This is a genomic window from Streptomyces sp. NPDC008238, from assembly GCF_042956445.1.
GTDB lineage: Bacteria > Actinomycetota > Actinomycetes > Streptomycetales > Streptomycetaceae > Actinacidiphila.
Genome location: NZ_JBIBGK010000015.1, coordinates 1 through 22,595 on the forward strand (window position 1 = coordinate 1; position 22,595 = coordinate 22,595).

The 22,595-nt window shown below is 74.0% G+C and carries 20 protein-coding genes; 10 read left to right on the forward strand and 10 right to left on the reverse strand.

The features are described 5' to 3' along the window. Positions 1 to 425 (reverse strand): amidohydrolase family protein (locus tag ACFZAU_RS26375; RefSeq protein WP_500554224.1); only part of this gene is annotated, 425 nt, incomplete at its 3' end. A gap of 17 nt (positions 426 to 442) precedes the next feature. Then, positions 443 to 1,285 carry a nitrilase-related carbon-nitrogen hydrolase gene (locus ACFZAU_RS26380; protein WP_500554225.1) on the reverse strand — a complete coding sequence of 281 codons (843 nt, stop codon included), beginning with the start codon at positions 1,283 to 1,285 and terminating at the stop codon, positions 443 to 445. Positions 1,286 to 1,585: 300 nt separating this feature from the next. Here ACFZAU_RS26380 and ACFZAU_RS26385 point away from each other — a divergent pair, with 300 nt between their 5' ends. Both ACFZAU_RS26385 and ACFZAU_RS26390 read left to right on the forward strand, forming a co-directional pair. Next, positions 1,586 to 2,257 carry an ArsR/SmtB family transcription factor gene (locus ACFZAU_RS26385; protein WP_500554226.1) on the forward strand — a complete coding sequence of 224 codons (672 nt, stop codon included), beginning with the start codon at positions 1,586 to 1,588 and terminating at the stop codon, positions 2,255 to 2,257. Positions 2,258 to 2,390: 133 nt separating this feature from the next. Beyond that, positions 2,391 to 3,116: an SRPBCC family protein gene (locus tag ACFZAU_RS26390; protein ID WP_499607504.1), complete on the forward strand. Its 726-nt coding sequence runs from the start codon at positions 2,391 to 2,393 to the stop codon at positions 3,114 to 3,116. Between the two features lie 96 nt (positions 3,117 to 3,212). Here ACFZAU_RS26390 and ACFZAU_RS26395 read toward each other — a convergent pair whose 3' ends face one another. Then, complete coding sequence (locus ACFZAU_RS26395) at positions 3,213 to 5,432, reverse strand: NADP-dependent isocitrate dehydrogenase (RefSeq protein WP_500554227.1); 2,220 nt, start codon at positions 5,430 to 5,432, stop codon at positions 3,213 to 3,215. 268 nt (positions 5,433 to 5,700) lie between these two features. Between ACFZAU_RS26395 and ACFZAU_RS26400 the strand changes: the two genes are divergently transcribed. Both ACFZAU_RS26400 and ACFZAU_RS26405 read left to right on the forward strand, forming a co-directional pair. After that, complete coding sequence (locus tag ACFZAU_RS26400) at positions 5,701 to 7,077, forward strand: MFS transporter (RefSeq protein ID WP_500554228.1); 1,377 nt, start codon at positions 5,701 to 5,703, stop codon at positions 7,075 to 7,077. A 95-nt stretch (positions 7,078 to 7,172) separates the two neighbouring features. Next, positions 7,173 to 7,583 (forward strand): VOC family protein, encoded by a 411-nt coding sequence (locus tag ACFZAU_RS26405; protein WP_500554229.1) that lies wholly within the window; start codon positions 7,173 to 7,175, stop codon positions 7,581 to 7,583. Here ACFZAU_RS26405 and ACFZAU_RS26410 read toward each other — a convergent pair. The 3 genes from ACFZAU_RS26410 to ACFZAU_RS26420 form a co-directional block, all read right to left on the reverse strand. Then, the gene (locus ACFZAU_RS26410; RefSeq protein ID WP_500554230.1) at positions 7,574 to 9,502 is read right to left on the reverse strand and encodes a helix-turn-helix domain-containing protein; all 1,929 of its coding nucleotides are present in this window, start codon (positions 9,500 to 9,502) and stop codon (positions 7,574 to 7,576) included. The two genes, ACFZAU_RS26405 and ACFZAU_RS26410, sit on opposite strands and share 10 nt — an antisense overlap. A 66-nt stretch (positions 9,503 to 9,568) precedes the next feature. Next, the gene (locus tag ACFZAU_RS26415; RefSeq protein WP_500554231.1) at positions 9,569 to 10,393 is read right to left on the reverse strand and encodes a 3-hydroxybutyrate dehydrogenase; all 825 of its coding nucleotides are present in this window, start codon (positions 10,391 to 10,393) and stop codon (positions 9,569 to 9,571) included. A 111-nt stretch (positions 10,394 to 10,504) separates the two neighbouring features. After that, positions 10,505 to 10,990, reverse strand: coding sequence for an NUDIX hydrolase (locus tag ACFZAU_RS26420; protein WP_500463040.1), 486 nt, complete (start codon positions 10,988 to 10,990; stop codon positions 10,505 to 10,507). A gap of 155 nt (positions 10,991 to 11,145) precedes the next feature. On the opposite strand from ACFZAU_RS26420, the gene ACFZAU_RS26425 reads away from it, so the two are divergent. Further along, positions 11,146 to 12,213 carry an O-antigen ligase family protein gene (locus ACFZAU_RS26425; protein WP_500554232.1) on the forward strand — a complete coding sequence of 356 codons (1,068 nt, stop codon included), beginning with the start codon at positions 11,146 to 11,148 and terminating at the stop codon, positions 12,211 to 12,213. Positions 12,214 to 12,263: 50 nt separating this feature from the next. Here ACFZAU_RS26425 and ACFZAU_RS26430 read toward each other — a convergent pair whose 3' ends face one another. Then, positions 12,264 to 12,779, reverse strand: a complete 516-nt coding sequence (locus ACFZAU_RS26430) for a hypothetical protein (RefSeq protein ID WP_500554233.1) — start codon at positions 12,777 to 12,779, stop codon at positions 12,264 to 12,266. A gap of 245 nt (positions 12,780 to 13,024) precedes the next feature. Between ACFZAU_RS26430 and ACFZAU_RS26435 the strand changes: the two genes are divergently transcribed. The 3 genes from ACFZAU_RS26435 to yicI all read left to right on the forward strand — a co-directional run bounded on the left by ACFZAU_RS26435 (position 13,025) and on the right by yicI (position 17,884). Beyond that, on the forward strand, positions 13,025 to 14,062 hold the full coding sequence (locus ACFZAU_RS26435) for a LacI family DNA-binding transcriptional regulator (protein ID WP_500554234.1): 1,038 nt from the start codon (positions 13,025 to 13,027) through the stop codon (positions 14,060 to 14,062). Positions 14,063 to 14,153: 91 nt separating this feature from the next. Next, positions 14,154 to 15,548, forward strand: coding sequence for a GH1 family beta-glucosidase (locus tag ACFZAU_RS26440; RefSeq protein WP_500554235.1), 1,395 nt, complete (start codon positions 14,154 to 14,156; stop codon positions 15,546 to 15,548). Further along, a complete protein-coding gene (gene yicI / locus ACFZAU_RS26445) occupies positions 15,545 to 17,884 on the forward strand; it encodes an alpha-xylosidase (protein ID WP_500554236.1) in 2,340 nt (779 codons plus the stop codon). The genes ACFZAU_RS26440 and yicI overlap by 4 nt, the downstream gene beginning before the upstream one ends. Positions 17,885 to 17,924: 40 nt before the next feature. Here the strand turns inward: yicI and ACFZAU_RS26450 are convergent, their stop codons facing one another. Together ACFZAU_RS26450 and ACFZAU_RS26455 are read right to left on the reverse strand one after the other, a co-directional pair. Then, positions 17,925 to 18,452, reverse strand: a complete 528-nt coding sequence (locus ACFZAU_RS26450) for a hypothetical protein (RefSeq protein ID WP_499607535.1) — start codon at positions 18,450 to 18,452, stop codon at positions 17,925 to 17,927. Positions 18,453 to 18,549: 97 nt separating this feature from the next. Next, positions 18,550 to 19,338 (reverse strand): glutamate racemase, encoded by a 789-nt coding sequence (locus tag ACFZAU_RS26455; RefSeq protein ID WP_500554237.1) that lies wholly within the window; start codon positions 19,336 to 19,338, stop codon positions 18,550 to 18,552. A 57-nt stretch (positions 19,339 to 19,395) separates the two neighbouring features. On the opposite strand from ACFZAU_RS26455, the gene ACFZAU_RS26460 reads away from it, so the two are divergent. Further along, positions 19,396 to 20,616, forward strand: coding sequence for a glycosyltransferase (locus ACFZAU_RS26460; protein WP_500554238.1), 1,221 nt, complete (start codon positions 19,396 to 19,398; stop codon positions 20,614 to 20,616). Here the strand turns inward: ACFZAU_RS26460 and ACFZAU_RS26465 are convergent. Continuing rightward, positions 20,580 to 21,722: a glycosyltransferase family 4 protein gene (locus ACFZAU_RS26465; protein ID WP_500554239.1), complete on the reverse strand. Its 1,143-nt coding sequence runs from the start codon at positions 21,720 to 21,722 to the stop codon at positions 20,580 to 20,582. The genes ACFZAU_RS26460 and ACFZAU_RS26465 overlap by 37 nt on opposite strands. Positions 21,723 to 22,057: 335 nt before the next feature. Here ACFZAU_RS26465 and ACFZAU_RS26470 point away from each other — a divergent pair, with 335 nt between their 5' ends. Further along, complete coding sequence (locus ACFZAU_RS26470; RefSeq protein ID WP_499607546.1) at positions 22,058 to 22,567, forward strand: DUF6643 family protein; 510 nt, start codon at positions 22,058 to 22,060, stop codon at positions 22,565 to 22,567. Positions 22,568 to 22,595 lie beyond the last annotated feature (28 nt).

A 22,595-nucleotide genomic window follows, 5' to 3' on the forward strand; every position in this document is an offset into this window, starting at 1 on the left:
TCCTTGAGGGTGTCCTCGTTGACGTCGGAGAGGATCATGTGGAAGCCGTAGTCGATGGCGCACTGGGCGTCGGCCTTGGCGTGCCAGGTGTCCAGGCCGGAGCGCAGCGACTCGCCCACCGACTGCACCGCGAAGTCCACGATCGTCGTCGTCCCGCCCCAGGCCGCGGCCCGCGTACCGGTCTCGAAGGTGTCCGAGGCGAAAGTGCCACCGAAGGGCAGCTCCATGTGGGTGTGCGCGTCGACACCGCCCGGAATGACGTACTTCCCGGTGGCGTCGATCACGGTGTCGGCCGTCCAGCCCTCCGCGACCGTGCTGCCGGCGGCGGCGAGGGCGACGACCTTCTCGTCCTCGACGAGGACGTCGGCGTGGACCTCCTCGGCGGCGGTGATGACGAGGCCGCCGCGGATCAGGGTTCGGCTCACGGGTTCCCTCCCTCTCCTCAGGCCTCGGTCAGCGGGCCGTAGGCGTCGGGGCGGCGGTCGCGGTAGAAGGCCCACTGCCGGCGGACCTCCTCGATCCTCCCGAAGTCCAGGTCGCGCACGAGCAGTTCCTCCTCCTTGTCGGAGGCGACGTCGCCCACGAACTGGCCGCGCGGGTCGACGAAGTAGGACGTGCCGTAGAAGTCGTTGTCGCCGTACTCCTCCTGGCCGACCCGGTTGATCGCGGCGACGAAGTACTCATTGGCGACGGCGGCGGCCGGCTGCTCCAGCTGCCACAGGTAGGCGGACAGCCCGCGCGAGGTGGCGGAGGGGTTGTAGACCAGCTCGGCACCGGCGAGGCCGAGCGCCCGCCAGCCCTCGGGGAAGTGGCGGTCGTAGCAGATGTAGACGCCGACCTTGCCGACGGCCGTGTCGAAGACCGGCCAGCCCAGGTTGCCGGGCTTGAAGTAGTACTTCTCCCAGAAGCCCTTGACCTGCGGGATGTGGTGCTTGCGGTACTTGCCCAGGTAGCTGCCGTCGGCGTCGATCACAGCGGCGGTGTTGTAGTAGAAGCCCGCCTGCTCGACCTCGTAGACCGGGACGACCATCACCATGCGGAGTTCCTTGGCGAGCGCCTGCATCCGCACGATCGTCGGGCCGTCCGGCACCGGCTCCGCCCACTGGTAGTGCTCGGGCTCCTGCACCTGGCAGAAGTACGGGGCGTTGAACACCTCCTGGAAGCCGATCACCTGCGCCCCCTGGGCGGCGGCCTCGCGGGCGTACCGCTCGTGCAGGGCGGTCATCGACTCCTTGTCGCCGGTCCACTTCGTCTGGACGAGCGCGGCGCGCACTACTCGACTCATCGGTCTTCCCTCCGACGTCGCGGCAATGGGCGGGCCGCGGAGGCGAACTCCGGGCCGCTTGACGGCTGACCCTAGGAGCCACGCGGTACGGGGTGCAGTACCACGCTGTAACGCGATGGGGCCCTGGGCGTTCCGTCGCGTCATCTGCGCGGACACCGCCCACCGGTGTGTCAGGGGCGTTCGCGTGGCAGGTGAAATCGGTGTTCCGTCCCCGGCTCGGGCGTTGCCGTCCGGTGTCCGGGGTCCACCGACAAGAAATTTGGGCTGGACAAAATAATTTGTCGGTGAGAAGGTGGAGCCATGTTGGACGTGAGCGTCATCGAGGACTCGGCGGCGGCCGCCGCCACCCTGGACCCTGTCCGGGCCCGGCTCCTCGCCGAGCTGGCGGAGGGGCCCGCGTCGGCGGCCATGCTCGCCGCCCGGGTCGGGCTGCCCCGGCAGAAGGTGAACTACCACCTGCGGACACTGGAGGCGCACGGTCTGGTCGAACTGGCCGGCGAGCGCCGCAAGGGCAACGTCACCGAGCGGCTGATGCGGGCCACCGCCGCCTCGTACGTGATCTCCCCGCTCGCGCTGGCCGCCGTCCAGCCGGACCCCGGTCGCTTCCGCGACCAGTTGTCCGCGCGCTGGCTGCTGGCCGTCGCCGCCCGGCTCGTCCGCGACGTCGGCACCCTGATCACCGGCGCGGCCCGGGCCCGCAAGCGGCTCGCGACGTACGCCCTCGACGGGGAGGTGCGCTTCGCCTCCGCCGCCGACCGGGCCGCGTTCGTGGAGGAGCTGACCCGCGGGGTGAGCGCGCTGATCGCCAAGTACCACGACGCGGACGGCGAGGGCGGACGCGACCACCGCATCGTGGTGGCCCTCCACCCCACCGTCAAGGAACCCGCGCCCGGGCCCGCGCCCGGGGAGACCGCACCGGCAGCCGTCGAGGCGTCCCCGGGAGCCGAGCCGCCCCGGGCCGAGCTGCCCTGAGCACGACCGCCCGGTGCGGCCCGTGAACCGTCACGTCCGGCACCGCACCGCCGGGCACCGCCCCGCCCCACCGCCCACCACCCACCACGCCGTCCGGGCGCCCGAGCCCGTCCCACGAGGAGCGAGCAGCATCATGTCCAAGGAATTCGAGATCGTCCGCGAGTTCGCGACCGAGGCCGGTCCGGAAGAGGTCTGGGAGGCCGTCACCACCGGCTCGGCCGGCTGGCTCTGGCCCCAGGAGTTCGAGCCGCGCAAGGGCGGCGCCGCGTCCTTCGGCGGCACCATCACCGCCTGGGACCCGCCGCACCACCTGATCGCCCGCGCGGAGGACCTCGAAGCCGCGCGCCAGACCTTCAACCAGCTCGAGCACGTCATCGAGGAGCGCGAGGGCGGCGGTGCCTGGGTGCGCTACGTCCACAGCGGCGTCTTCGTTGACGACTGGGACAACCAGTACGACGGCGCGAGCAAGCACACCGACTTCTACCTGCACACCCTGCGCCAGTACCTGACCCACTTCACCGGACGGCCGGCGGCCTTCGCCACCGTCAACGGGCCCGCCGCGTCCACCGCGCCGGACGCCCTCGGCGTCGTCACCCGGGCCCTCGGGGTGCCGGACGACGCCGCCGAAGGCGCCGGGGTGCGGGTCGAACTGCCCGGCGCCGGGCCGGTGGAGGCCGTGGTCGACTACCGCGACCGGTACTTCGTCGGCCTGCGGACCGGCGACGCGATGTACCGCGTCTTCGGCCGCAACCACTGGGGCGCCCCGGTCGGCGTCAGCGTGCACGACTTCGCCCCCGGCGCGGACGGCGAGCGGGCCGGCGAGCGCTGGCAGGCGTGGCTGGACGGCGTCTTCGCGTAGCCGCGTAGGGCACGCCCCGCCCCGGACACGGGACCGCCCCGGCTGGATCACCAGCCGGGGCGGTTCGCGTCGTACCGCGGGTGTCGTCGGCTCGCGTCAGGCGAGCGTCGCCAGCGCCTCGTTGAAGGTCGCGGACGGGCGCATGACGGCCGCGGCCTTGGCCGGGTCGGGCTGGTAGTAGCCGCCGATCTCCGCCGGGGAGCCCTGCACGGCGATCAGCTCGTCGACGATCGTCTGCTCCTTCTCGGTCAGCGTCCGGGCGAGCGCGCCGAAGGCCTTGGCCAGCTCCGCGTCGTCCGTCTGCCCGGCCAGCTCCTGGGCCCAGTACATGGCCAGGTAGAAGTGGCTGCCGCGGTTGTCGATGCCGCCGAGCCGGCGGCTGGGCGACTTGTCCTCGTTGAGGAAGGTGCCCGTGGCGCGGTCGAGGGTGTCGGCCAGCACCTGGGCGCGGGCGTTGCCCGTGGTGGTCGCCAGGTGCTCGAAGCTCACCGCGAGGGCCAGGAACTCGCCGAGGCTGTCCCAGCGCAGATAGTTCTCCTTGACCAGCTGCTGGACGTGCTTGGGCGCGGAGCCGCCGGCGCCGGTCTCGAAGAGGCCGCCGCCGTTCATCAGGGGCACGACCGACAGCATCTTGGCGCTGGTGCCCAGCTCCAGGATCGGGAAAAGGTCGGTCAGGTAGTCACGCAGCACGTTGCCGGTGACGGAGATCGTGTTCTCGCCGCGGCGGATGCGCTCCAGGGAGAACTTCGTCGCCTCGACCGGCGACTTGATCTCGATCTGCAGGCCCTCGGTGTCGTGCTCCGGCAGGTACTGCTCGACCTTGGCGATCAGGTTCGCGTCGTGGGCGCGCTCCGCGTCCAGCCAGAAGACCGCCGGGTCGCCGGTCGCGCGGGCGCGGGTGACGGCGAGCTTGACCCAGTCCCTGATCGGGGCGTCCTTGGTCTGGCAGGCGCGGAAGATGTCGCCCGCGGAGACGGCCTGCTCCAGCACGACGTCGCCCGCCTGGTCGACCAGGCGCACCGTACCGGTGTGCTGGACCTCGAAGGTCTTGTCGTGGCTGCCGTACTCCTCGGCCTTCTGCGCCATGAGGCCGACGTTGGGCACCGAGCCCATCGTCGAAGGGTCGAAGGCGCCGTGCGCGCGGCAGTCGTCGATGACGGCCTGGTAGATGCCGGCGTAGCTGCTGTCCGGGAGCACCGCGAGGGTGTCGGCCTCCTGGCCGTCCGGGCCCCACATGTGGCCGGAGGTGCGGATCATGGCCGGCATGGAGGCGTCGACGATGACGTCGCTCGGGACGTGCAGGTTGGTGATGCCGCGGTCGGAGTCGACCATGGCCAGGGCCGGGCCCTCGGCCAGCTCGGCCTCGAAGGAGGCCTTGATCGCCGCGCCGTCGGCCAGGGACTCGACGCCCTTGAGGATGCCGCCGAGGCCGTCGTTCGGGGTGAGGCCGGCCGCCGCGAAGGCCTCGCCGTACTGGGCGAAGGTCTTGGGGAAGAAGGCGCGGACGACGTGGCCGAAGACGATCGGGTCGGAGACCTTCATCATCGTGGCCTTCAGGTGCACCGAGAACAGGACGTCCTCGGCCTTGGCGCGCGCGACCTGCTCGCCGAGGAACTCGCGCAGCACGGCGACGCGCATGACGGAGGCGTCCACGACCTCGCCCGCCAGCACCGGCACGGACTCGCGCAGCACGGTGGTGGTGCCGTCGTCACCGACCAGCTCGATGCGCAGGGCGCCGTCCTCGGCGATGACGGCGGACTTCTCGGTGGAACGGAAGTCGTCGGCCGTCATGTGCGCGACGTTCGTCTTCGAGTCGGCCGACCAGGCGCCCATGCGGTGCGGGTGCGCCTTGGCGTAGTTCTTCACCGAGGCGGGGGCGCGGCGGTCGGAGTTGCCCTCGCGCAGGACGGGGTTGACGGCGCTGCCCTTGATCTTGTCGTAGCGGGCGCGGACGTCCTCGTCCTCGTCGGACTTGGGGTCGTCCGGGTAGTCGGGCAGCGCGTAGCCCTGCTCCTGCAGCTCCGCGATCGCGGCCTTCAGCTGCGGGATCGAGGCCGAGACGTTCGGCAGCTTGATGATGTTGGCGGCCGGGGTCTTGGCGAGCTCGCCGAGCTCGGCGAGGGCGTCGGCGATGCGCTGGCCCTCCTCCAGGTACTCGGGGAAGCTCGCGATGATGCGCCCGGCCAGGGAGATGTCACGGGTCTCCACGGCGACTCCGGCCGTGGAGGCGTAGGCCTGGATCACGGGCAGGAACGAGTACGTCGCCAGCGCCGGCGCCTCGTCGGTGTGCGTATAGATGATGGTCGAGTCAGTCACCGGGTGCTCCGCTCCACGTCTGCAACATTGCTCGACATCAAGATATCTCGTGAGCGCGCATCACTCGAATGGACCCTCCCGGGGGCAGGCGCCACCCTCGGCGCCGGGCCGGGGCGCGCCCGGCGTCCCGGGGCGCGCGCTCATGGTGCCCGCCCGGATACCCGGCGGCGCAACTGTGGGGTTCCACCACATGGGAGCGTGACGTGGCCGTTCCTACGGTGTGGCGACATCGGAAACGTCCCCCGCCCCCCGCCCGGAAGTGGTGACCATGGCAACCCCGGCACCCGCGCCCACCGCACCCGGCTCGCTCCGCAGAATCGTCGCGGCGAGCCTCATCGGCACCACCATCGAGTGGTACGACTTCTTCCTCTACGGTTCCGCCGCCGCGCTCGTGTTCAACAAGCTGTTCTTCCCCGGCGAGGAACCCCTGGTCGGCACCCTGCTGTCGTTCCTCACCTACGCGGTCGGCTTCGCCGCCCGCCCGGTCGGCGCCCTGGTCTTCGGCCACTACGGGGACCGTCTCGGCCGCAAGCGGCTGCTCGTGCTGAGCCTGCTGCTCATGGGCGGCGCGACCTTCTGCATCGGCCTGCTGCCCACGTTCGCCACGATCGGCGTCGCCGCTCCGGTGCTGCTCACCGTGCTCCGTCTGGTGCAGGGCTTCGCCCTCGGCGGGGAGTGGGGCGGCGCGGTGCTGCTGGTCTCGGAGCACGGCGACGCGAAGCGGCGCGGCTTCTGGGCGTCGTGGCCGCAGACGGGCGCGCCGGCCGGCCAGCTGCTCGCCACCGGTGTGCTGTCCGCGCTGACCGCGCTGCTCTCCGACGAGGCCTTCACCTCGTGGGGCTGGCGCATCCCGTTCCTGCTCTCGGGCGTGCTCGTGATGGTGGGGCTGTGGATCCGGCTGTCGGTCGACGAGTCGCCGGTGTTCAAGGCGGCGCTGGCCAGGGCGGAGGCGCGCCGGACGGAGGAGTCCGCGATGGAGCGGCTGCCGCTGGTCTCGGTGCTCCGCGACCACTGGCGGGACGTCCTGGTGGCGATGGGTGCCCGCATGGCGGAGAACATCAGCTACTACGTCATCACCGCGTTCGTGCTGGTCTACGCCACCGAGCACGCGGCCCTGGGCAAGCAGACCGCGCTCAACGCCGTGCTCATCGCCTCCGCGGTGCACTTCGCCGTGATCCCCGCCTGGGGCGCGCTCTCGGACCGTGTCGGGCGCAGGCCCGTGTACCTGCTGGGCGCCGCGGGCGTGGGGCTGTGGGCCTTCCCCTTCTTCGCGCTGATCGACACGAAGAGCTTCCCGGCCCTGCTGCTGGCCGTCACGGGCGGTCTGGTGCTGCACGGTGCCATGTACGCGCCGCAGGCGGCCTTCTTCACGGAGATGTTCGCGACCCGCATGCGCTACTCCGGTGCCTCCATCGGTGCACAGTTCGCCTCCGTGGCCGCGGGCGCCCCGGCGCCGCTCATCGCGACGGCGCTGCTCGCGTCCTACGACAGCTCGGTCCCGATCGCGCTGTACGTGATCGCCGCCGCCCTGCTCACGCTGATCGCGGTCGGCGTGGCCAAGGAGACCCGCGGCCGCGACCTCGACGCCGTCGAGGCCGGGGCGGCGCAGGACGCCCCGCTGGCCCCGTCGGCCCACGCGGGCTGACCCGGGTCGGCCGCCGTTCCCCCACCCCCGATGCGTGGACCCCGCCGTTGTCAGTGGCGGGGTCTACTGTCGTTACCGTGAGTGACGGAGGAGCGATGACGGGGGTATTGCACCATGTCGAGTTGTGGGTTCCCGACCTCGAGCGCGCGGACGCCGAGTGGGGCTGGCTGCTGGGCGAGCTCGGCTACGTCCCCCACCAGCGGTGGGAGGCCGGCCGCAGCTGGCGTCTGGGGGCGACCTATATCGTCGTCGAACGGTCGCCGGACCTGGTCGACCGCTTCGGGGGGCGGCACGAGCGCCGCGCGCCGGGGCTGAACCACCTCGCCTTCCACGTCGCGGGCCGCACGGAGCTGGACGCGCTGGTGGCGCGCTCGCCACTGCACGGCTGGACGCTGATGTTCCCCGCGCTGCATCCGTACGCCGGGGGCGAGCGGCACTACGCCGCCTACCTGGAGAACACCGACGGCTTCGAGGTGGAGCTGGTCGCGGGCCCGGATCAGTCCTGACCTGCGGGGCCGGGCGGTTCCTGACGTCCGGCCGCCAGGCCGTGCAGGCGCAGCGCGAGCTGGATCTCCAGTGCGCGCTCCGGGGACTGCCAGCCGGCGCCGAGCAGGTGCGAGATCCGTTCCAGGCGCTGCGCGACGGTGTTGACGTGCACGTGGAGGGCGTCCTTGGTGCGTACGGGGCTCATCCCGCTGGCGAAGTAGGCGTCCAGGGTGCGCACGAGTTCGGTGCCGCGGCGGGCGTCGTAGTCGGCGACGGTGCCGATCGTGCGGTGCACAAAGCCGTCGACGTCGCGCGACTCGGTCAGCAGCAGGCCGAGGAAGCCGAAGTCGTCGCCCGCGGCGCCCTCCCCGGCCCGGCCGAGGGCGCGCAACGTGTCCCCGCAGCGCTGCGCCTCCGCGTAGGCCAGGGCGACGGAACCGGGACGGCCGGCCGGCGAACGGACGGGGCCGGAGGCCCCCACGGTGACGGCCGCCTGCACCGCCGTACCCAGCTGCTGGGCGACGCGGCGGGCGGTGGCGGAGGCGTCGGAGCCCGGTTCCAGCGGGAGCAGCAACACCGTGCCGCCGTCGCGCGCGGCGGCGAGGCCCCGCCGGGTGGCGGCGAGGTGGGAGGCGGCCGACCACAGCCGCTGCCGGTCGGCGGCGGCTCCGGCGTGCTCCTCGTCGACGCGGGCGGCGAGCACGACGTGCGGGGCGTCGAGGTCGGCGCGCAGCCGGCCCGCGCGTTCGCGCAGCAGGCCGGGGTCGCGGTGCGGGGCGTCGAGCAGGTCGTCCAGGAGTTCGCCGCGGAAGCGCTGCTCCGCCTCGGCGGCGGTGCGCCGGGCGAGCAGCAGCAGGGAGGTGACCATCGCGGCCCGCTCCAGGGTGCGCTGGTCGACGGGATCGAGTCCGGGATGGCCGTGCAGCACCAGGGCGCCCAGCAGTTCACCGCCCGCGGTGACGGCGGCGGTCCAGGTCTCGCCCTGCCGTACGGCGTGGCCGTCCTTCCGGGAGCGGGCGACGGCGTCGGCGAGCGCGTCGGGCACGGGGTCGCGGTCGGTGCCGACGACCCGCACCGTCCCGGAGAGCACCTCGGCGACGGCGTCCGCGACGTCGTCCACCCCGCCGCCGCGCAGGACGAGTTCGGTGAGCCGGTCGTGCACCTCGGAGGCACGTTCCAGCACGGCGCTGTGGTCGCGGATGGTGTCGTTGGCGGTGCCGAGGTCGGCGAGCGCGGACCGGGTCTCGTCCAGCAGGTTCGCCGTGTCGATGGCGACGGCGGCGAGCGAGGCGAGGGAGGCCAGCAGGGCGATCTGGCCGCGTTCGAAGACCCGGGCCCTGCGGTCGGCGGCGTACAGCACACCGATGACGCCGGTGCCCAGCACGAGGGGCACGCCGAGGATCGCCACCAGTCCCTCGTCGTGCACGGCCGAGTCGATCGGGTGGGTGTGCCGGAAGCGTTCGTCGTCGAAGTAGGACTCGGTGACGTAGGGCAGCGCGGTCTGCGCGACCAGGCCGCCGAGCCCCTCCCCCATCCCGAGCCGCACCCGCTGGAACTCGGCGGAGACCGACCCCTCGGTGACCCGCATGTAGGTGTCCCCGGCCTTGCGGTCGATCAGGCTGAGGTAGGCGACGTCCGTGCCGAGCAGGGACCTGGCCCGCTGCACGATGGCCTGCAGCACCGAGTCCAGGTCGCGCAGCCCCGCGAGGTCGCCGGCGGTCTCGAAGAGCGCCGACAGCTCGGCCTCGCGCCGCCGCCGGCCCTCCAGTTCCGCGCGCACGCGCAGGGCCAGCAGCTTGGCCTGCTCCATCTCCGCCAGCACGGCGGGCGGCGCGCCCGCGGCCCTGGCCGCGAGGACGGGCCGCTCGTACTCCTCGGCCGGTGCCCCGCGGGCGAGCAGCCGCAGGAAGGGCGCGTCGGAAGGGCTGTGGGGAGCCATGGTTCCGCCGTGGTCGTCGGGGGCTTCGTGTGGGTCGCGCGGCACGCTGTCAGGGATACCGGCAGATCAGTGTGCCGTCCATCCGCCGTCCATGGCGAGCGAGGCACCGGTGATGAAGGACGCCTGCGGCGTGCAGAGGTAGGCGGTGAGCTCGGCCACCTCCTCCGGCTCCACCAGCCGCTTCACGGCGGAGTCGGCGAGCATGATCTCGGTGACGACCCGCTCGGGTTCGATGCCGTGCGCGGCCGCCTGGTCGGCGATCTGCAGCTCGACGAGCGGAGTGCGCACGTAGGCGGGGCTGATGCAGTTGGAGGTGACGCCCCGCGCGGCGCCCTCCAGGGCGGCGGTCTTGGAGAGCCCCTCCAGCCCGTGCTTGGCCGAGACGTAGGCGCTCTTGTAGGCCGAGGCCCGCAGTCCGTGGACGGAGGAGATGTTCACGATCCGGCCCCAGCCCTGCCCGTACATGTGCGGCAGCGCCCCCCGGATCAGCCGGAAGGGCGCCTCCAGCATCACCCGCAGCACCGTGGCGAAGACGTCCGGCGGGAAGTCCTCGATCGGGCGGACGAGCTGCAGGCCCGCGTTGTTGACCAGGATGTCGGTGCCCTCGGCGGCCTGCTCGGCGGCGTCGAGGTCGGTCAGGTCCAGGGTCACGGTCTCCACGGCGCCGGGGCGGCCGCCCGTCGCCGCCTGTTCCGCGAGTTCGGCCAGGCCTTCGGCGTCCCGGTCGGCGGCCCGCACCTTGGCGCCGGCGGCGGCCAGGCGCAGGACGCACGCGCGGCCGATGCCGCCGGCGGCTCCGGTGACGAGGGCGGTGCGTCCGTCCAGGTCCGGTGCCGCGGAGGGCGGGAGGGGGCCTGCTGCGGGACGGGGCGCGGGGGGCGTGGGCGTCATGCACTGCAGGCTAGGCAGCGCGCGGGCGCCGACCGATGTGTGCGCCGCCCACACTCCTGTGACCGCCCGTGGGGGCGGCGCACACTCGCTCCTGCGGCTCACCTCCGCGGCTCACCCCTGCGGCGGTCCCGCGGGCTCGAACCAGGTCGGGCCGTCGGACAGCGCGTGCTTGAGCCGGAGCCGCCCGTGGTTGCCGAGGTCGGGCAGGCCGTCCACGTCGAACCAGCCGACGTCCAGCGACTCGTCGTCGGCGACCCTGGCCCGGCCGCCGACGGCGCGGCAGCGGAAGGTGATGTCCACGTACTGGCAGCGGTCCCCGTTGGGGTACAGGACGGGGTCGATCGTCTGGACGAGGACGACGCGCTCCGCGACCGCACGCACCCCGGTCTCCTCCAGCACCTCGCGGACGGCGGTCTCGGCGGGCTGCTCGCCGGGTTCCGCGATGCCGCCGATGAGGGACCAGCGGCCGTTGTCCGCCCGCCGGTTCAGCAGGACGCGTCCGTCGTCGTCGAGGACGACCGCCGTGACACCGGGCAGGAGCAGCTGCCGGTGGCCGACGACGGCCCGCAGCTCGCGGAGGAATTCGGGAATCGGCACGCCCCCGAGCCTACGTCCTCGCCGGTGGCCCTCCGTCGATCACGCCCGCGCCCGCGGCATGTGCCGTTCGTGCACGGGATCTCCACACCGCGAGGGCCCAGCGGTTACGGTGACCCCGGGGTCGGGGGTTCCCCGGGGGTCAGGGGGTGCGGGCTGTGGACACGCGAACCGGTGGAGTGCGGCCGGGCACCGGCGGTGCCGCGGCCGGCCCGGCGGAACGTCCGCGCTCCGGATGGACGGACGCCGTGGGCGCGCTGGTCCTCGCCGGCTGCGCGGTGTGGTCGCTGGTCGCCGCGGCGGGCCGCCCGGCCCGCCCGGAAGGGGTGCTCCTAGCCGTCCTCGCGGTCACCGCCGGATACGCCGCCGGGCGCATCGGCGGTGCCCTGCGGCCGGTGGCCGTCCCCGCCGTGGCCGCCCTCACCGCGGTCGTGCTGGTGGTCGCCCTGCCCGGCCGGCTGTCCGGCGGCCCGGACGCCCCGCCGCTCGGGTACGCGAACGCCGACGCCGCGCTCATGGTGCTCGCGACCGGCGCCGCCTGCTGCGCCGCCTGGACCGCGCGGTCCCGCCCGCTCCGGGTGGGACTGCGCCTGCTCGGCGCCACGGCGGCCGGCTTCGCCCTGGCGGTGGGCTCCGCCGCGGGGTTCGCGGCGTGCCTCGGCGTCGTCCTGTGCTCCCTGGCCGCCGCCCGTACGCGCCGGGCGCTCGGTCTCGCGGGCCTGGCGCTGGCCCTCGTCGTGGCCGTCGGCGGCACGTGCGCGGTCGCCGTCGACGCCCTGCCGCCGGGGCTCTCGGCCTCGTTGTCCGGGCAGCTCACCCCGGCCCGGGTCCGGCTGTGGCACGACGCCCTGGAGACCGCCCGGTACCACCCCGTACGCGGGATCGGCCCGGGCCGCTTCGCCGAGGCGGCGGCCGGAACAGCACCCTCGGCGCCCGGCGCGGGCACACCGCAGTCGGCGCCCCTGCAACTCGCGGCGGAACAGGGCCTGCCCGGCGTCGCCTTCCTCGCCGCCTCCTACGTCTGGCTGCTCTGGGCCCTGCAGCGCTCCCCGCGCCCGACCCCGGTCGTCCTGACCGCGGCGGCCGCCCTGACCGGCCTCGCCATGCAGTCCGCCGTCGACCACGTCCTGAGCTACCCCGTGGTCACCGCCGGCGTCGGCCTCCTCGCCGGCCTCGCCACGTCCCGCCCCCTGAGCGGCCCCCCGGACCACACCACCGGCCCGTGAGCCCCCGGCTCCGCCGCAGCCGCTCGCAGGCGGGACGGGCGCCCCTCCGCTCACCCCGCAGTCCCTGCGACATCCGCCCGGGCGAGGTCGGCGAACCGGCGGTTGGCCACCGCGAAGCCGTCCATGGCCGGCCGGACATTCGCGCGGATGTCGTCGACGGCACTGCCGGATCGCAACGGGTAGGCGGCCTCGAACAGTGCGCTGACGGCGTGGGCGAGTTCTCCCGCGGCGCCCATGACCGCGTCCGGCGCCTCCAGCCGCACTGCGGCGAGCGCGGCGTCCATCGGGACGAGGGCCTGCCAGGCGGCAACCAGGTTGTCCACGGGGTCGTCGGGGTGGGCGGCGCTATGGTCCACCGCCGAGGCGAGTTCCTGGGTCGCGGTACGGCAGGCGGCCATGAACGTCACATAGGCGTCGCGGCGGTTCTGCCGCCGCCACCGCCGGTCGTCGAGGTCCCGCTGCCGTACGACCTGCCAGCGCATCGCCGCCCAGGCGAAGCCACCAGTGACCATCGAGCCGAACGCGCCGACCGCGGCGCCCAGCAGCACCGCTGTTGCCTCGTCCACACGGGACCCCCTCTCGTCGGCCCACCGGGGCCGCCCGCACCGGCCCTACCCTGCTCGTGGCATCCGCGACACCCCGACCGGCGCGGCGGACGGGGCCGCCGGCCTCCAGGGCCCCCACCCGCCACCACTCCGAAGGGGGGCCATTGCCTCTCCCCGGGGTGGCGGCATAGCATCGTGCGACAGAGCGGTCGAATCGATTCGACGAATCGATTCGACGAACCGGCACAGGGCCGCGAAGGAGCCGCATGACCACCATCAAGGACGTCGCCGAACGCGCCGGGGTCGCGCCCAGCACCGTGTCGTACGTCTTGAGCGGCTCGCGCAAGATCTCCGAGGACACCCGCCGCACCGTGCAGCAGGCGATCGACGAGCTGGGCTACCACCCGCGCGCCAGCGCCCGCACGCTGCGCAGCACGCGCACCAACGTGCTGGCGCTCGCCCTCCCCCGCGTGGCGGGCGGCTACCGGGCGGTCGACGGGCGGTTCGCGATCGAGATCAGCGACGCGGCCCGCGCCCACGGGTACGACGTCCTGCTCATGACCGCGCACGAGGGCGTGCCGGGCCTGCGCCGCATCGCGCGCAGCGGCCAGGCGGACGCCGCGATCCTGATGGCCGTCGAGATGGACGACCCGCGGATCGTCGCCATGCTGGAACTCGGCTTCCCCACCGCGTTGCTGGGCCGGTCCGCCGACGACACCACGCTCCCGTGGACCGACCTGGACTGGGAGGCGGCCGCCGCCCTCGCCGTGGGCGAACTCGCCGCCGCTGGCCACCGGGACATCGCATACCTGGCCACCACCGAGCGCGAGATCCTGGCGCAACGCGGCTACGCCGTCCGCGGACTGGCCGGTGCCCGCCGTGCGGCCGCGCGGACCGGCGCCGACGTGCGCGTGCACCAGTCGACCGGCGACATGGCGCGGCTCGCGCGGCGCATCGGGACGCTGCTGCACGGCGAACACCCGCCCACCGCCCTGGTGGTGCAGCACGTGGCCGCCCTCCCGCACATCCTCGCCGCCGTGACGTCGGAGGGCCTGCGGGTGCCCGAGGACCTGGCGGTCGTGGCGGTCGGCAACCTCCCCGACGACCTGGGGGGTCTGGAACTGCCGCGCGTCGAACTGCCCGTGACCGAGATGTCCGCCGCGGTGACACGGCTCGCCGTGGAGGCCATCGCCACCCGCGCCGAGGGAGCGTCCGTCATGCCGCCCGGGCACCGGCTGATCCCCCCGGCGTTCGTGCCGGGCGCGCGGATCGCCCCGCCGGGCCCCCGCGCGACGGGCGCCTGACCCCGGCACCGCCCGCGCCCCCTTCCCGGATTCTCCGTTCTCCGTTGTCCCTTCCCGCCCACCACTGACCCTGCCGAGGGAGCACGCCCCCATGTCCACCGATTTCCCGGTCTTCCCGCCCGGTTTCCGCTTCGGCGCCGCCACCGCCGCCTACCAGATCGAGGGCGCCCACGACGAGGACGGCCGCGGCCCGTCGATCTGGGACACCTTCAGCCACACCCCGGGCCGCACGGCCGAGGGCGCCACCGGTGACGTGGCCTGCGACCACTACCACCGCCACGCCGAGGACGTACGCCTCCTCGCGGACCTGGGCGTCGACTCCTACCGCTTCTCCGTCTCCTGGCCGCGCGTCGTCCCGCAGGGCCGCGGCGCGGTCAACGGCAAGGGCCTCGACTTCTACGACCGCCTCACCGACGACCTGCTCGCCGCCGGCATCTCCCCCGCCGTGACGCTCTACCACTGGGACCTCCCGCAGGCCCTGGAGGACGAGGGCGGCTGGCGCAGCCGCGCGACGGCCGAGGCCTTCGCCGAGTACACGACGGCCGTCGCCGAGCGGCTCGGCGACCGCGTGGAGCGCTGGATCACCCTGAACGAGCCCTACTGCTCGGCCTTCGTCGGCTACGCCGAGGGCCGGCACGCCCCCGGCGCCCAGGAGGGCACCGGCGCGCTGGCCGCCGCCCACCACCTGCTGCTCGCCCACGGCCTGGCCGTGCGCGCGCTGCGCGAGGCGGGTGCCCGCGAGGTCGGCATCACCCTCAACCTCGACCGCATCGAGGCCGCGAGCGGCTCCGCCGCCGACCTGGCCGCGCTGCGCCGGGCAGAGACGCTGCACAACGAGACGTGGACCGAGCCGCTGTTCGCCGGCCGCTACCCCACCGGGGAGGCCGAGACCTGGGGCGCGCTCGCCGACGGCTCGTACCGCCGCGAGGGCGACCTCGAGGTCATCGGGGCCCCGCTGGACTTCGTGGGCCTCAACTTCTACCGCCCCCTCACCGTCACCGACGCCCCGCACCGCGAGCCCGACCCGGCCCGCCGCACCGCCGTCGACATCGGTGTGCGCGAGACCGACCCGTACGGCACCCGGCACACAACCATGGGCTGGCCCGTCGTCCCGGAGTCCTTCACGGCGCTGCTGCTGGACCTCAAGGAGCGCTACCCCTCGCTGCCGCCGGCCTTCATCACGGAGAACGGCTCGGCCGAGGCGGACGTCCCCTCCGCCGACGGCCGTGTCGAGGACACCGACCGCGTGGCCTACCTCCGCGACCACCTGCACGCGCTGCGCGCCGCGATGGACGAGGGCATGGACGTGCGCGGCTACTACGTCTGGTCGCTGCTGGACAACTTCGAGTGGGCCCGCGGCTACGGCCAGCGGTTCGGCATCGTGCGCGTCGACTACGACACCGGAGAGCGCACCCCCAAGGCCAGCTACGACTGGTACCGGAACCTGATCGGCGCCCACCGGGCGGGACGGCAGGAGCGGTCGTGAAGTTCACCGACGGCTTCTGGATGATGCGCCCGGGCGTCACGGCGAAGTACGCGACCTCCGTCGCGGACGCCTCCGTCGCGGACGACCGGATCGTCCTGCACGCCCCGGTGAAGCCGGTGCGGCAGCGCGGCGACACGCTCAACAGCCCGCTGCTGAGGGTGGAGTGCTGGTCCCCATCCGGGGGCGTGATCGGCGTGCGCACCACGCACCACGCCGGGAAGGCCCGCCGCGGGCCGGAGTTCGCCCTGCCGGGCGCGGTGGACGGCGGCGCCGGCAAGACCTCCCGCGACGGTTCGCTGCTCGAACTGACCTCGGGCGGCCTGACGCTGCGCGTCGACGCCTCCGCCCCGTGGCACCTGGACTTCACCGCGGACGGCCGCACCCTCACCTCGGCCGGCGCCCGCGGCACGGGCTTCGTCACCGACGCGGACGACCGGCACTTCATGGTCGCCCAGCTCTCGCTCGGCGTCGGCGAGACGGTGTACGGCCTCGGCGAGCGCTTCACCCCGTTCGTCAAGAACGGCCAGACGGTGGACATCTGGCAGGCGGACGGCGGCACGATCAGCGAGCAGGCCTACAAGAACGTCCCCTTCCACCTCACCAACCGCGGCTACGGCGTCTTCGTCAACCACCCCGGCAAGGTCTCGTACGAGGTCGGCTCCGAGGTCGTCGACCAGGTGCAGTTCAGCGTCGAGGACCAGTCGCTGGAGTACTTCGTCGTCCACGGGTCCACCCCGAAGGAGATCCTGGCCCGCTACACGGCCCTCACCGGCCGTCCCGCGCTGCCGCCGGCCTGGTCGTTCGGCCTGTGGCTGTCGACCTCCTTCACCACCTCCTACGACGAGGCGACCGTCAGCCACTTCGTCCAGGGGATGGCGGACCGCGGGATCCCGCTCAGCGTCTTCCACTTCGACTGCTTCTGGATGCGCGAGTACCAGTGGAGCGACTTCACCTGGGACGCGGAGGTCTTCCCCGACCCCGAGGGCATGCTCGCCCGGCTCAAGGAGCGCGGGCTGCGCGTCTCCGCCTGGATCAACCCGTACATCGCGCAGAAGTCGGCGCTCTTCGAGGAGGGCATGCGCGAGGGCCACCTCGTCCTGCGGCCGAACGGCGACGTGTGGCAGTGGGACCTGTGGCAGCCGGGCATGGCGCTGGTCGACTTCACCAGCCCCGCCGGCCGCACCTGGTACGCGGAGAAGCTGCGGGCACTGCTGCGGCAGGGCGTCGACGTCTTCAAGACCGACTTCGGCGAGCGCATCCCGGTCGACGTGGTGTGGCACGACGGCTCCGATCCGGAGCGCATGCACAACTACTACACGCAGCTCTACAACCAGGTCGTCTTCGACGTGCTGCGCGAGGAGCGCGGCGAGGGCGAGGCGGTGCTCTTCGCGCGCTCGGCGACCGCGGGCGGGCAGCAGTTCCCGGTGCACTGGGGCGGCGACTGCGAGTCGACGTTCACGGCGATGGCCGACAGCCTGCGCGGCGGCCTGTCGCTGGGCCTGTCGGGCTTCGGCTTCTGGAGCCACGACATCGGCGGCTTCGAGGGGACGCCCGACCCGGCGCTGTTCAAGCGCTGGGTGCAGTTCGGCCTGCTGTCCTCGCACAGCCGGCTGCACGGCAGCAAGTCCTACCGCGTGCCGTGGGAGTTCGGTGACGAGGCGGTCGCCGTCACCCGTGACTTCACCCGGCTGAAGAACCGCCTCATGCCGTACCTGTACCGGGCGGCGCTGCAGGCCCGTGACGAGGGCACGCCGATGATGCGGGCGATGCTGCTGGAGTTCCCCGACGACCCGGCCTGCCTGCACCTGGACCGGCAGTACATGCTCGGCGACGACGTGCTGGTCGCGCCGGTCCTCAGCGCGGACGGCGAGGTCGAGTACTACGTCCCGGCCGGCACCTGGACGCACCTGCTGACCGGCGAGCGCGTCGAGGGCCCGGGCTGGCGGCGCGAGACGCACGGCTTCGACACGCTCCCGCTGCTGGCCAGGCCCGGCTCGGTGGTGCCCTTCGGCGCCGCCGAGGAGGCCCCGGAGTACGACTGGGCGGACGGGGTCACCCTGCGGGTGCACGCCCCGGCCGACGGCGGCGGCACGATCGCCACCGTGCCGGCTCCGGACGGCTCGACGGCCGCCGTCTTCCGCGTGGGCCGTACGGGTGACACGGTGACGGTCGAGGCCCTGGGCGAGCACCCGCCGGCCGCGCCGTGGCACGTGCTGCTCGTCGGCGCGCAGGACAAGGACGGGGTGGAGGGCGCCGCCTCCGCCGAGCGCACCGGGCTGGGCGTGCTCCTGACGTGCGCCGCGGGAACCGGGCGGGTGAGCGCGCGCTGGTCGTGAGCGCGCGCCGGCCGGTACGTCTGCGCCCGTGGCCCCCGGGCTACGGGCGCAGGCCCAGCCGGCTGCGGATGGCCTGGACGGCGCCCTCGGCGTCGTCCACGGTGACGGTGAAGTGCCGGCCGTTGCCCAGGTCGATGACGACCCCCGGCCCGCGGCGGACCACGACCGCGGTGCCCTGCTCGGGCCGCCAGCGGTAGCCCCAGCCGCCCCAGTGGCGGGGACTGACGACGGGCGCGAGGTGCGCGTCGTTGATCTCCTCCCACCGGATCCGGCGGCGGGGCACGCCGATGTGGCCGCAGCGCACCTGGAGCCCGTCCCGGTCCACGTTCACGCGGACGTGCGTGAACGCGACGGTTCCGAACAGCACCAGCAGCCCCGCCGCGATGCAGCCCACCACCGACATGACCAGCGGCACCGTGCCCGAGGTGTAGGGCGAGGTCACGGCGAGCTCGATGCCGAGCGCCATGCAGGCAGCCCCCGCGGCCGCGAGGAGCCACTGGAAGCGGTTGCTCGCGTGGCCCGTCCACACCTGGGATGTACGCGCGTCGTCACGCTGCGCGTCCGTCATAGTGCGCAGCCTACTCATCCCACGGCGAGTTGGCACCGTTGTACGGAGCGGATACGGCGGAAAGTGGCGGCGCCCCCGGACGCCGTGCGGGGCGGGGTCAGCGGGCCTCGGCCGCGGCGGGGGCCACGTCGGTGCCGAGGGAGCGGCCCTCCGCGTAGGCCAGGGCCTCGGCGGTGACGGTGCCCGCCCGGCCGCTGAGGATCACCGCGAGGCTTCCGGTGAGCGCCGCGTCGGGGCGGGGCCCGGCGCCGATGCGGCGGAGCGTCTGGGCGGCGACGGCGTCGGCCGAGCCGTACAGCAGGGCGGGGGCGGCCAGGGCGGCCCGGATGCGGTCGGCCACCAGCTCGTAGTGGGTGCAGCCGAGGACGACCGCCTCGACGTCGGCGGGCGTGAGCGCGGCCGCGGCGGCGATGGCCGCGGCGGTCGCGGCCTCGTCGGCGCGGTCGACGGCGTCGGCGAGGCCGGGGCAGGGCACCTCGGTGATCTCGGCGCCGTTGCCGAATTCCTCGATCAGCCCGCGCTGGTAGGGGCTGCCGGTGGTCGCCGGGGTCGCCCAGATCGCCACCTTGCCGGCCCCGGCGGCGGCGGGCTTGATCGCCGGGACGGTGCCGATGACCGGGATCGCGGGTTCGAGTGCCGCGCGAAGCGCGGGCAGGGCGTGCACGGTGGCGGTGTTGCAGGCCACGATCAGCGCCTGCGGGCGGTGCTCGGCGGCGGCGAGGGCGCAGGCCAGCGCGTGCGCGGTGACGTCCTCGGGGGTGCGCGGACCCCAGGGCATGCCGTCGGGGTCGGCGGAGAGCACGAGGTCCGCGTCGGGCCGCAGCCGTCGGATGGCGGCGGCCGCGGCGAGCAGGCCGATACCGGAGTCCATCAGCGCGATCTTCACGGGGCACCACCTTACGCGATGCGATTGTCGCCCCGCTCCGCGGCCGTACCGGGGGAAATGACGCGTGCGGGAGGGCGACGGCGGCACACTGCGGGGGTGACGTGGCTGACGTGGGTGACCGTGGTGTCGTTGCTGGCGTGGGTGTGGCTGCTGCTGGCACAGGGGCTGTTCTGGCGGACGGACGTGCGGCTGCCGGCCGTGGCGGCGGAGCCGCGGGAGTGGCCGGACGTGGCGGTGGTCGTCCCGGCGCGCGACGAGGCGGAGGTGCTGCCGCGGAGCCTGCCGAGCGTCCTGGCGCAGCGCTACCCGGGACGCGCCGAGGTCGTCCTGGTGGACGACGGCAGCACCGACGGCACCGGGGAACTGGCCCGTGAGCTGGCGGGGCGTGCGGAGGGACTGCCGCTGCGCGTCGTCAGCCCGGGCCCCGTGCCGGAGGGCTGGACGGGGAAGCTGTGGGCGGTCCGGCACGGCATCGAGGTCGCCACCTCTTCCGGCGGTCCCGAGTTCCTGCTGCTCACGGACGCCGACATCGCGCACGGCCCCGACTCGCTGCGCCACCTGGTGGCCGCGGCGCAGGGCGCCGGCCTGGACATGGTGTCGCAGATGGCCAGGCTGCGGGTCGCCGGCACCTGGGAACGGCTGATCGTCCCGGCCTTCGTCTACTTCTTCGCCCAGCTGTACCCGTTCCGCCGGGTGAACCGGCCGCGTGCCAGGACCGCCGCGGCGGCCGGCGGTTGCGTGCTGATCCGCCGCACGGCGGTGGAGCGGGCGGGCGTGCCCGACACGATCCGGCACGCGGTGATCGACGACGTGGCGCTGGCCCGCGCCGTCAAGCGCTCGGGCGGGCGGATCTGGCTGGGCCTGGCCGACGAGGTCGACAGCGTCCGTCCCTACCCGGGCCTCACCGAGCTGTGGCGCATGGTGTCGCGCAGCGCCTACGCGCAGCTGCGGCACAGCGCGGTCCTCCTCACCGGCACGGTGCTCGGCCTGCTGCTGGTGTACGTGGTCCCGCCGCTCGCCACGATCGGCGGGGCGCTCACCGGGGACGGGTGGCTGTGCGCGGCGGGTGCGGCGGCGTGGGCCCTGATGTGCGGTACCTACCTGCCGATGCTCCGCTACTACCGCCGGCCGCCGTGGCCCGCGCTGCTGCTGCCGTTCACGGCGGTCCTCTACCTGCTGATGACGGTCGACTCGGCCGTGCAGCACGGCCGCGGCCGCGGGGCCGCGTGGAAGGGCCGCACCTATGCGCGGCCGCGGCCCGACGACGCCTCGGCGTAGACGACGGCCAGCCGGGCACCGACGGCCGCCGTGCCGTAACGGCGCCGGGTGCGGTCGGCGAGGAGCGCGGGCCGGCGCGAGGACAGCCGGACGGCGGCCTCCACGAGCGCCCGGCCGAGAGCGGGGGCGTCACCGGGTTCGACGAGCACCCCGCCGTCGTGCCCGACGAGTTCGGGCAGCGCGCCGGTGCGGGTGCCGACGACGGGCGTGCCGCAGCCCAGCGCGTCCAGCGCGCGTACGCAGAAGCTCTCCACGTGGCTCGCCACGAGGAAGAGGTCGGCGTGGGCGACGGTGTGCAGCGCCTCGGCGCGGCCCCGGGCCCGGCGCACCGTGACGATGTGGGCCACCCCGCACTTGCGTATCAGCTCGCGTACGTCGGCGGGGAGTTCGGCGGCCCCCTCGGCGACGACGTCCAGCCGCAGCCGCGGATCCTTGACCCGTGCGGCGGCGAAGGCGTGCACGAGCACCTCCCAGCCCTCGTGGGCCTCGAAGCGCCCGGCGGCCGCCACCCGCACCGGGTCCTGGCTGATCCGGGCACGGGCCGGCACCGGCGGCAGCGACTCGGGACCGACCGGGTGCGGGACCAGGCAGTGCCGGCCGGGCAGGCGCAGTTCGCCGAGCCGCAGCAGCAGGGCGTCGCTGACCGCGAGCACGGCGGCGGCCTCGCGGTAGACCCGCGCGCGGGCCCGCCGCGCGGGCAGGCCGGGGAGCGGGCACGTGGGGTGGCCGAACAGGGAGGGGTCGTCCTCGGTGAGCACGTACGGCAGCCTCGCGGCGCGTGCGAGCCGGGGCAGCAGTTCCTCGGCGCCGGGCAGATGGCCGTGGAGGAGGTCGAACCGGCCGCACTCGGCCGCCTCGTGGCGCAGCACGCCCCCGACGCGCCCCGCGGTGACCCGGCGCGCCACGGCGCCGCCGTGGGGGACGGCGACCTGGTAGTGGTGCGGACGCTCGGGGTCGCGGCCGGCGTAGGGGAGCCCGCGGACGGCGGGCAGGGTCAACTCGTGGACGGCCACCACGTCGACGACGTCGGCGACGGTCGCCGCGGCCTTGTGCCATTCGTCCGGCCGCGCGGGCCGGTCCTGCCCGAAGAGCATGGCGACGCGCATGGCTCACTGTGGCACATCGGGGTCCCCGCGGGACGAAGTTCGCCGGAGTCACGGAAACACCGCGTTTCTCCTTCGTGCGGGTGACCTGTTGGTGCGCGAGAGTGCCGGTCCCGTCACCCTCCGGCACCATCCGGCCGGGTGCTTCTCCGCTCCTGTGTTCCCGCGTGACGAGCGGTAACGCCCCAGGCCCAGCGCCTTTACGCGATCCGAACGGCGGCCACGGGCCGATTTCCTCCGATTCGATCGCAATAAGGGTCAGCCGTCACTCACTGCACATGAAATGACCTGCTAATCGGTCTCCCCAACCAGCACATCGTGGGCTTAACTTATGGGCTATGACCTCCCCCCGCGGTTCTTACAGCGGTGGCTACTACACGTCGCCGTTCTTCCCCGACACCCCCATCTACGACAGCCTGGTCGCAGAGCGGGGCACCCCCCAGATCGCGCCGATCCGCGTCCCGTCCGCGTACGAGACCACCGGCAGCAATCTCCCGGCCCTGCCGGCCGCGCTCCCCGCGCTGCCCCCCGGACCGTCCCACCACTCCTCCGCGCCGAGCACGCCGTCGTACTCCGGCTACTCGGCGCCCGGTTACCAGCAGCCCCAGCTGCAGCAGGCACCGGCGCCCTACATCCCGCAGCAGGCCACCGCGCCCCGTCCCGCAGCGTTCAACGGCGGGTACCCGGCGCAGCAGGCCCCGCAGCAGTACCAGGGCCCGGCCGGCTACGAGCAGGTGCGCCCCGCCGCCGCCCCGCGTCCTGCCCCGCCGCGCCCGGTCGCACCGACCGGCTACGACGAGCAGCCGTACCAGCGGCGGAACCTCGGCCAGGGCTACTACTCCGGCTGACGACCGCGGGCGGCCCGGTCCCCGCCGA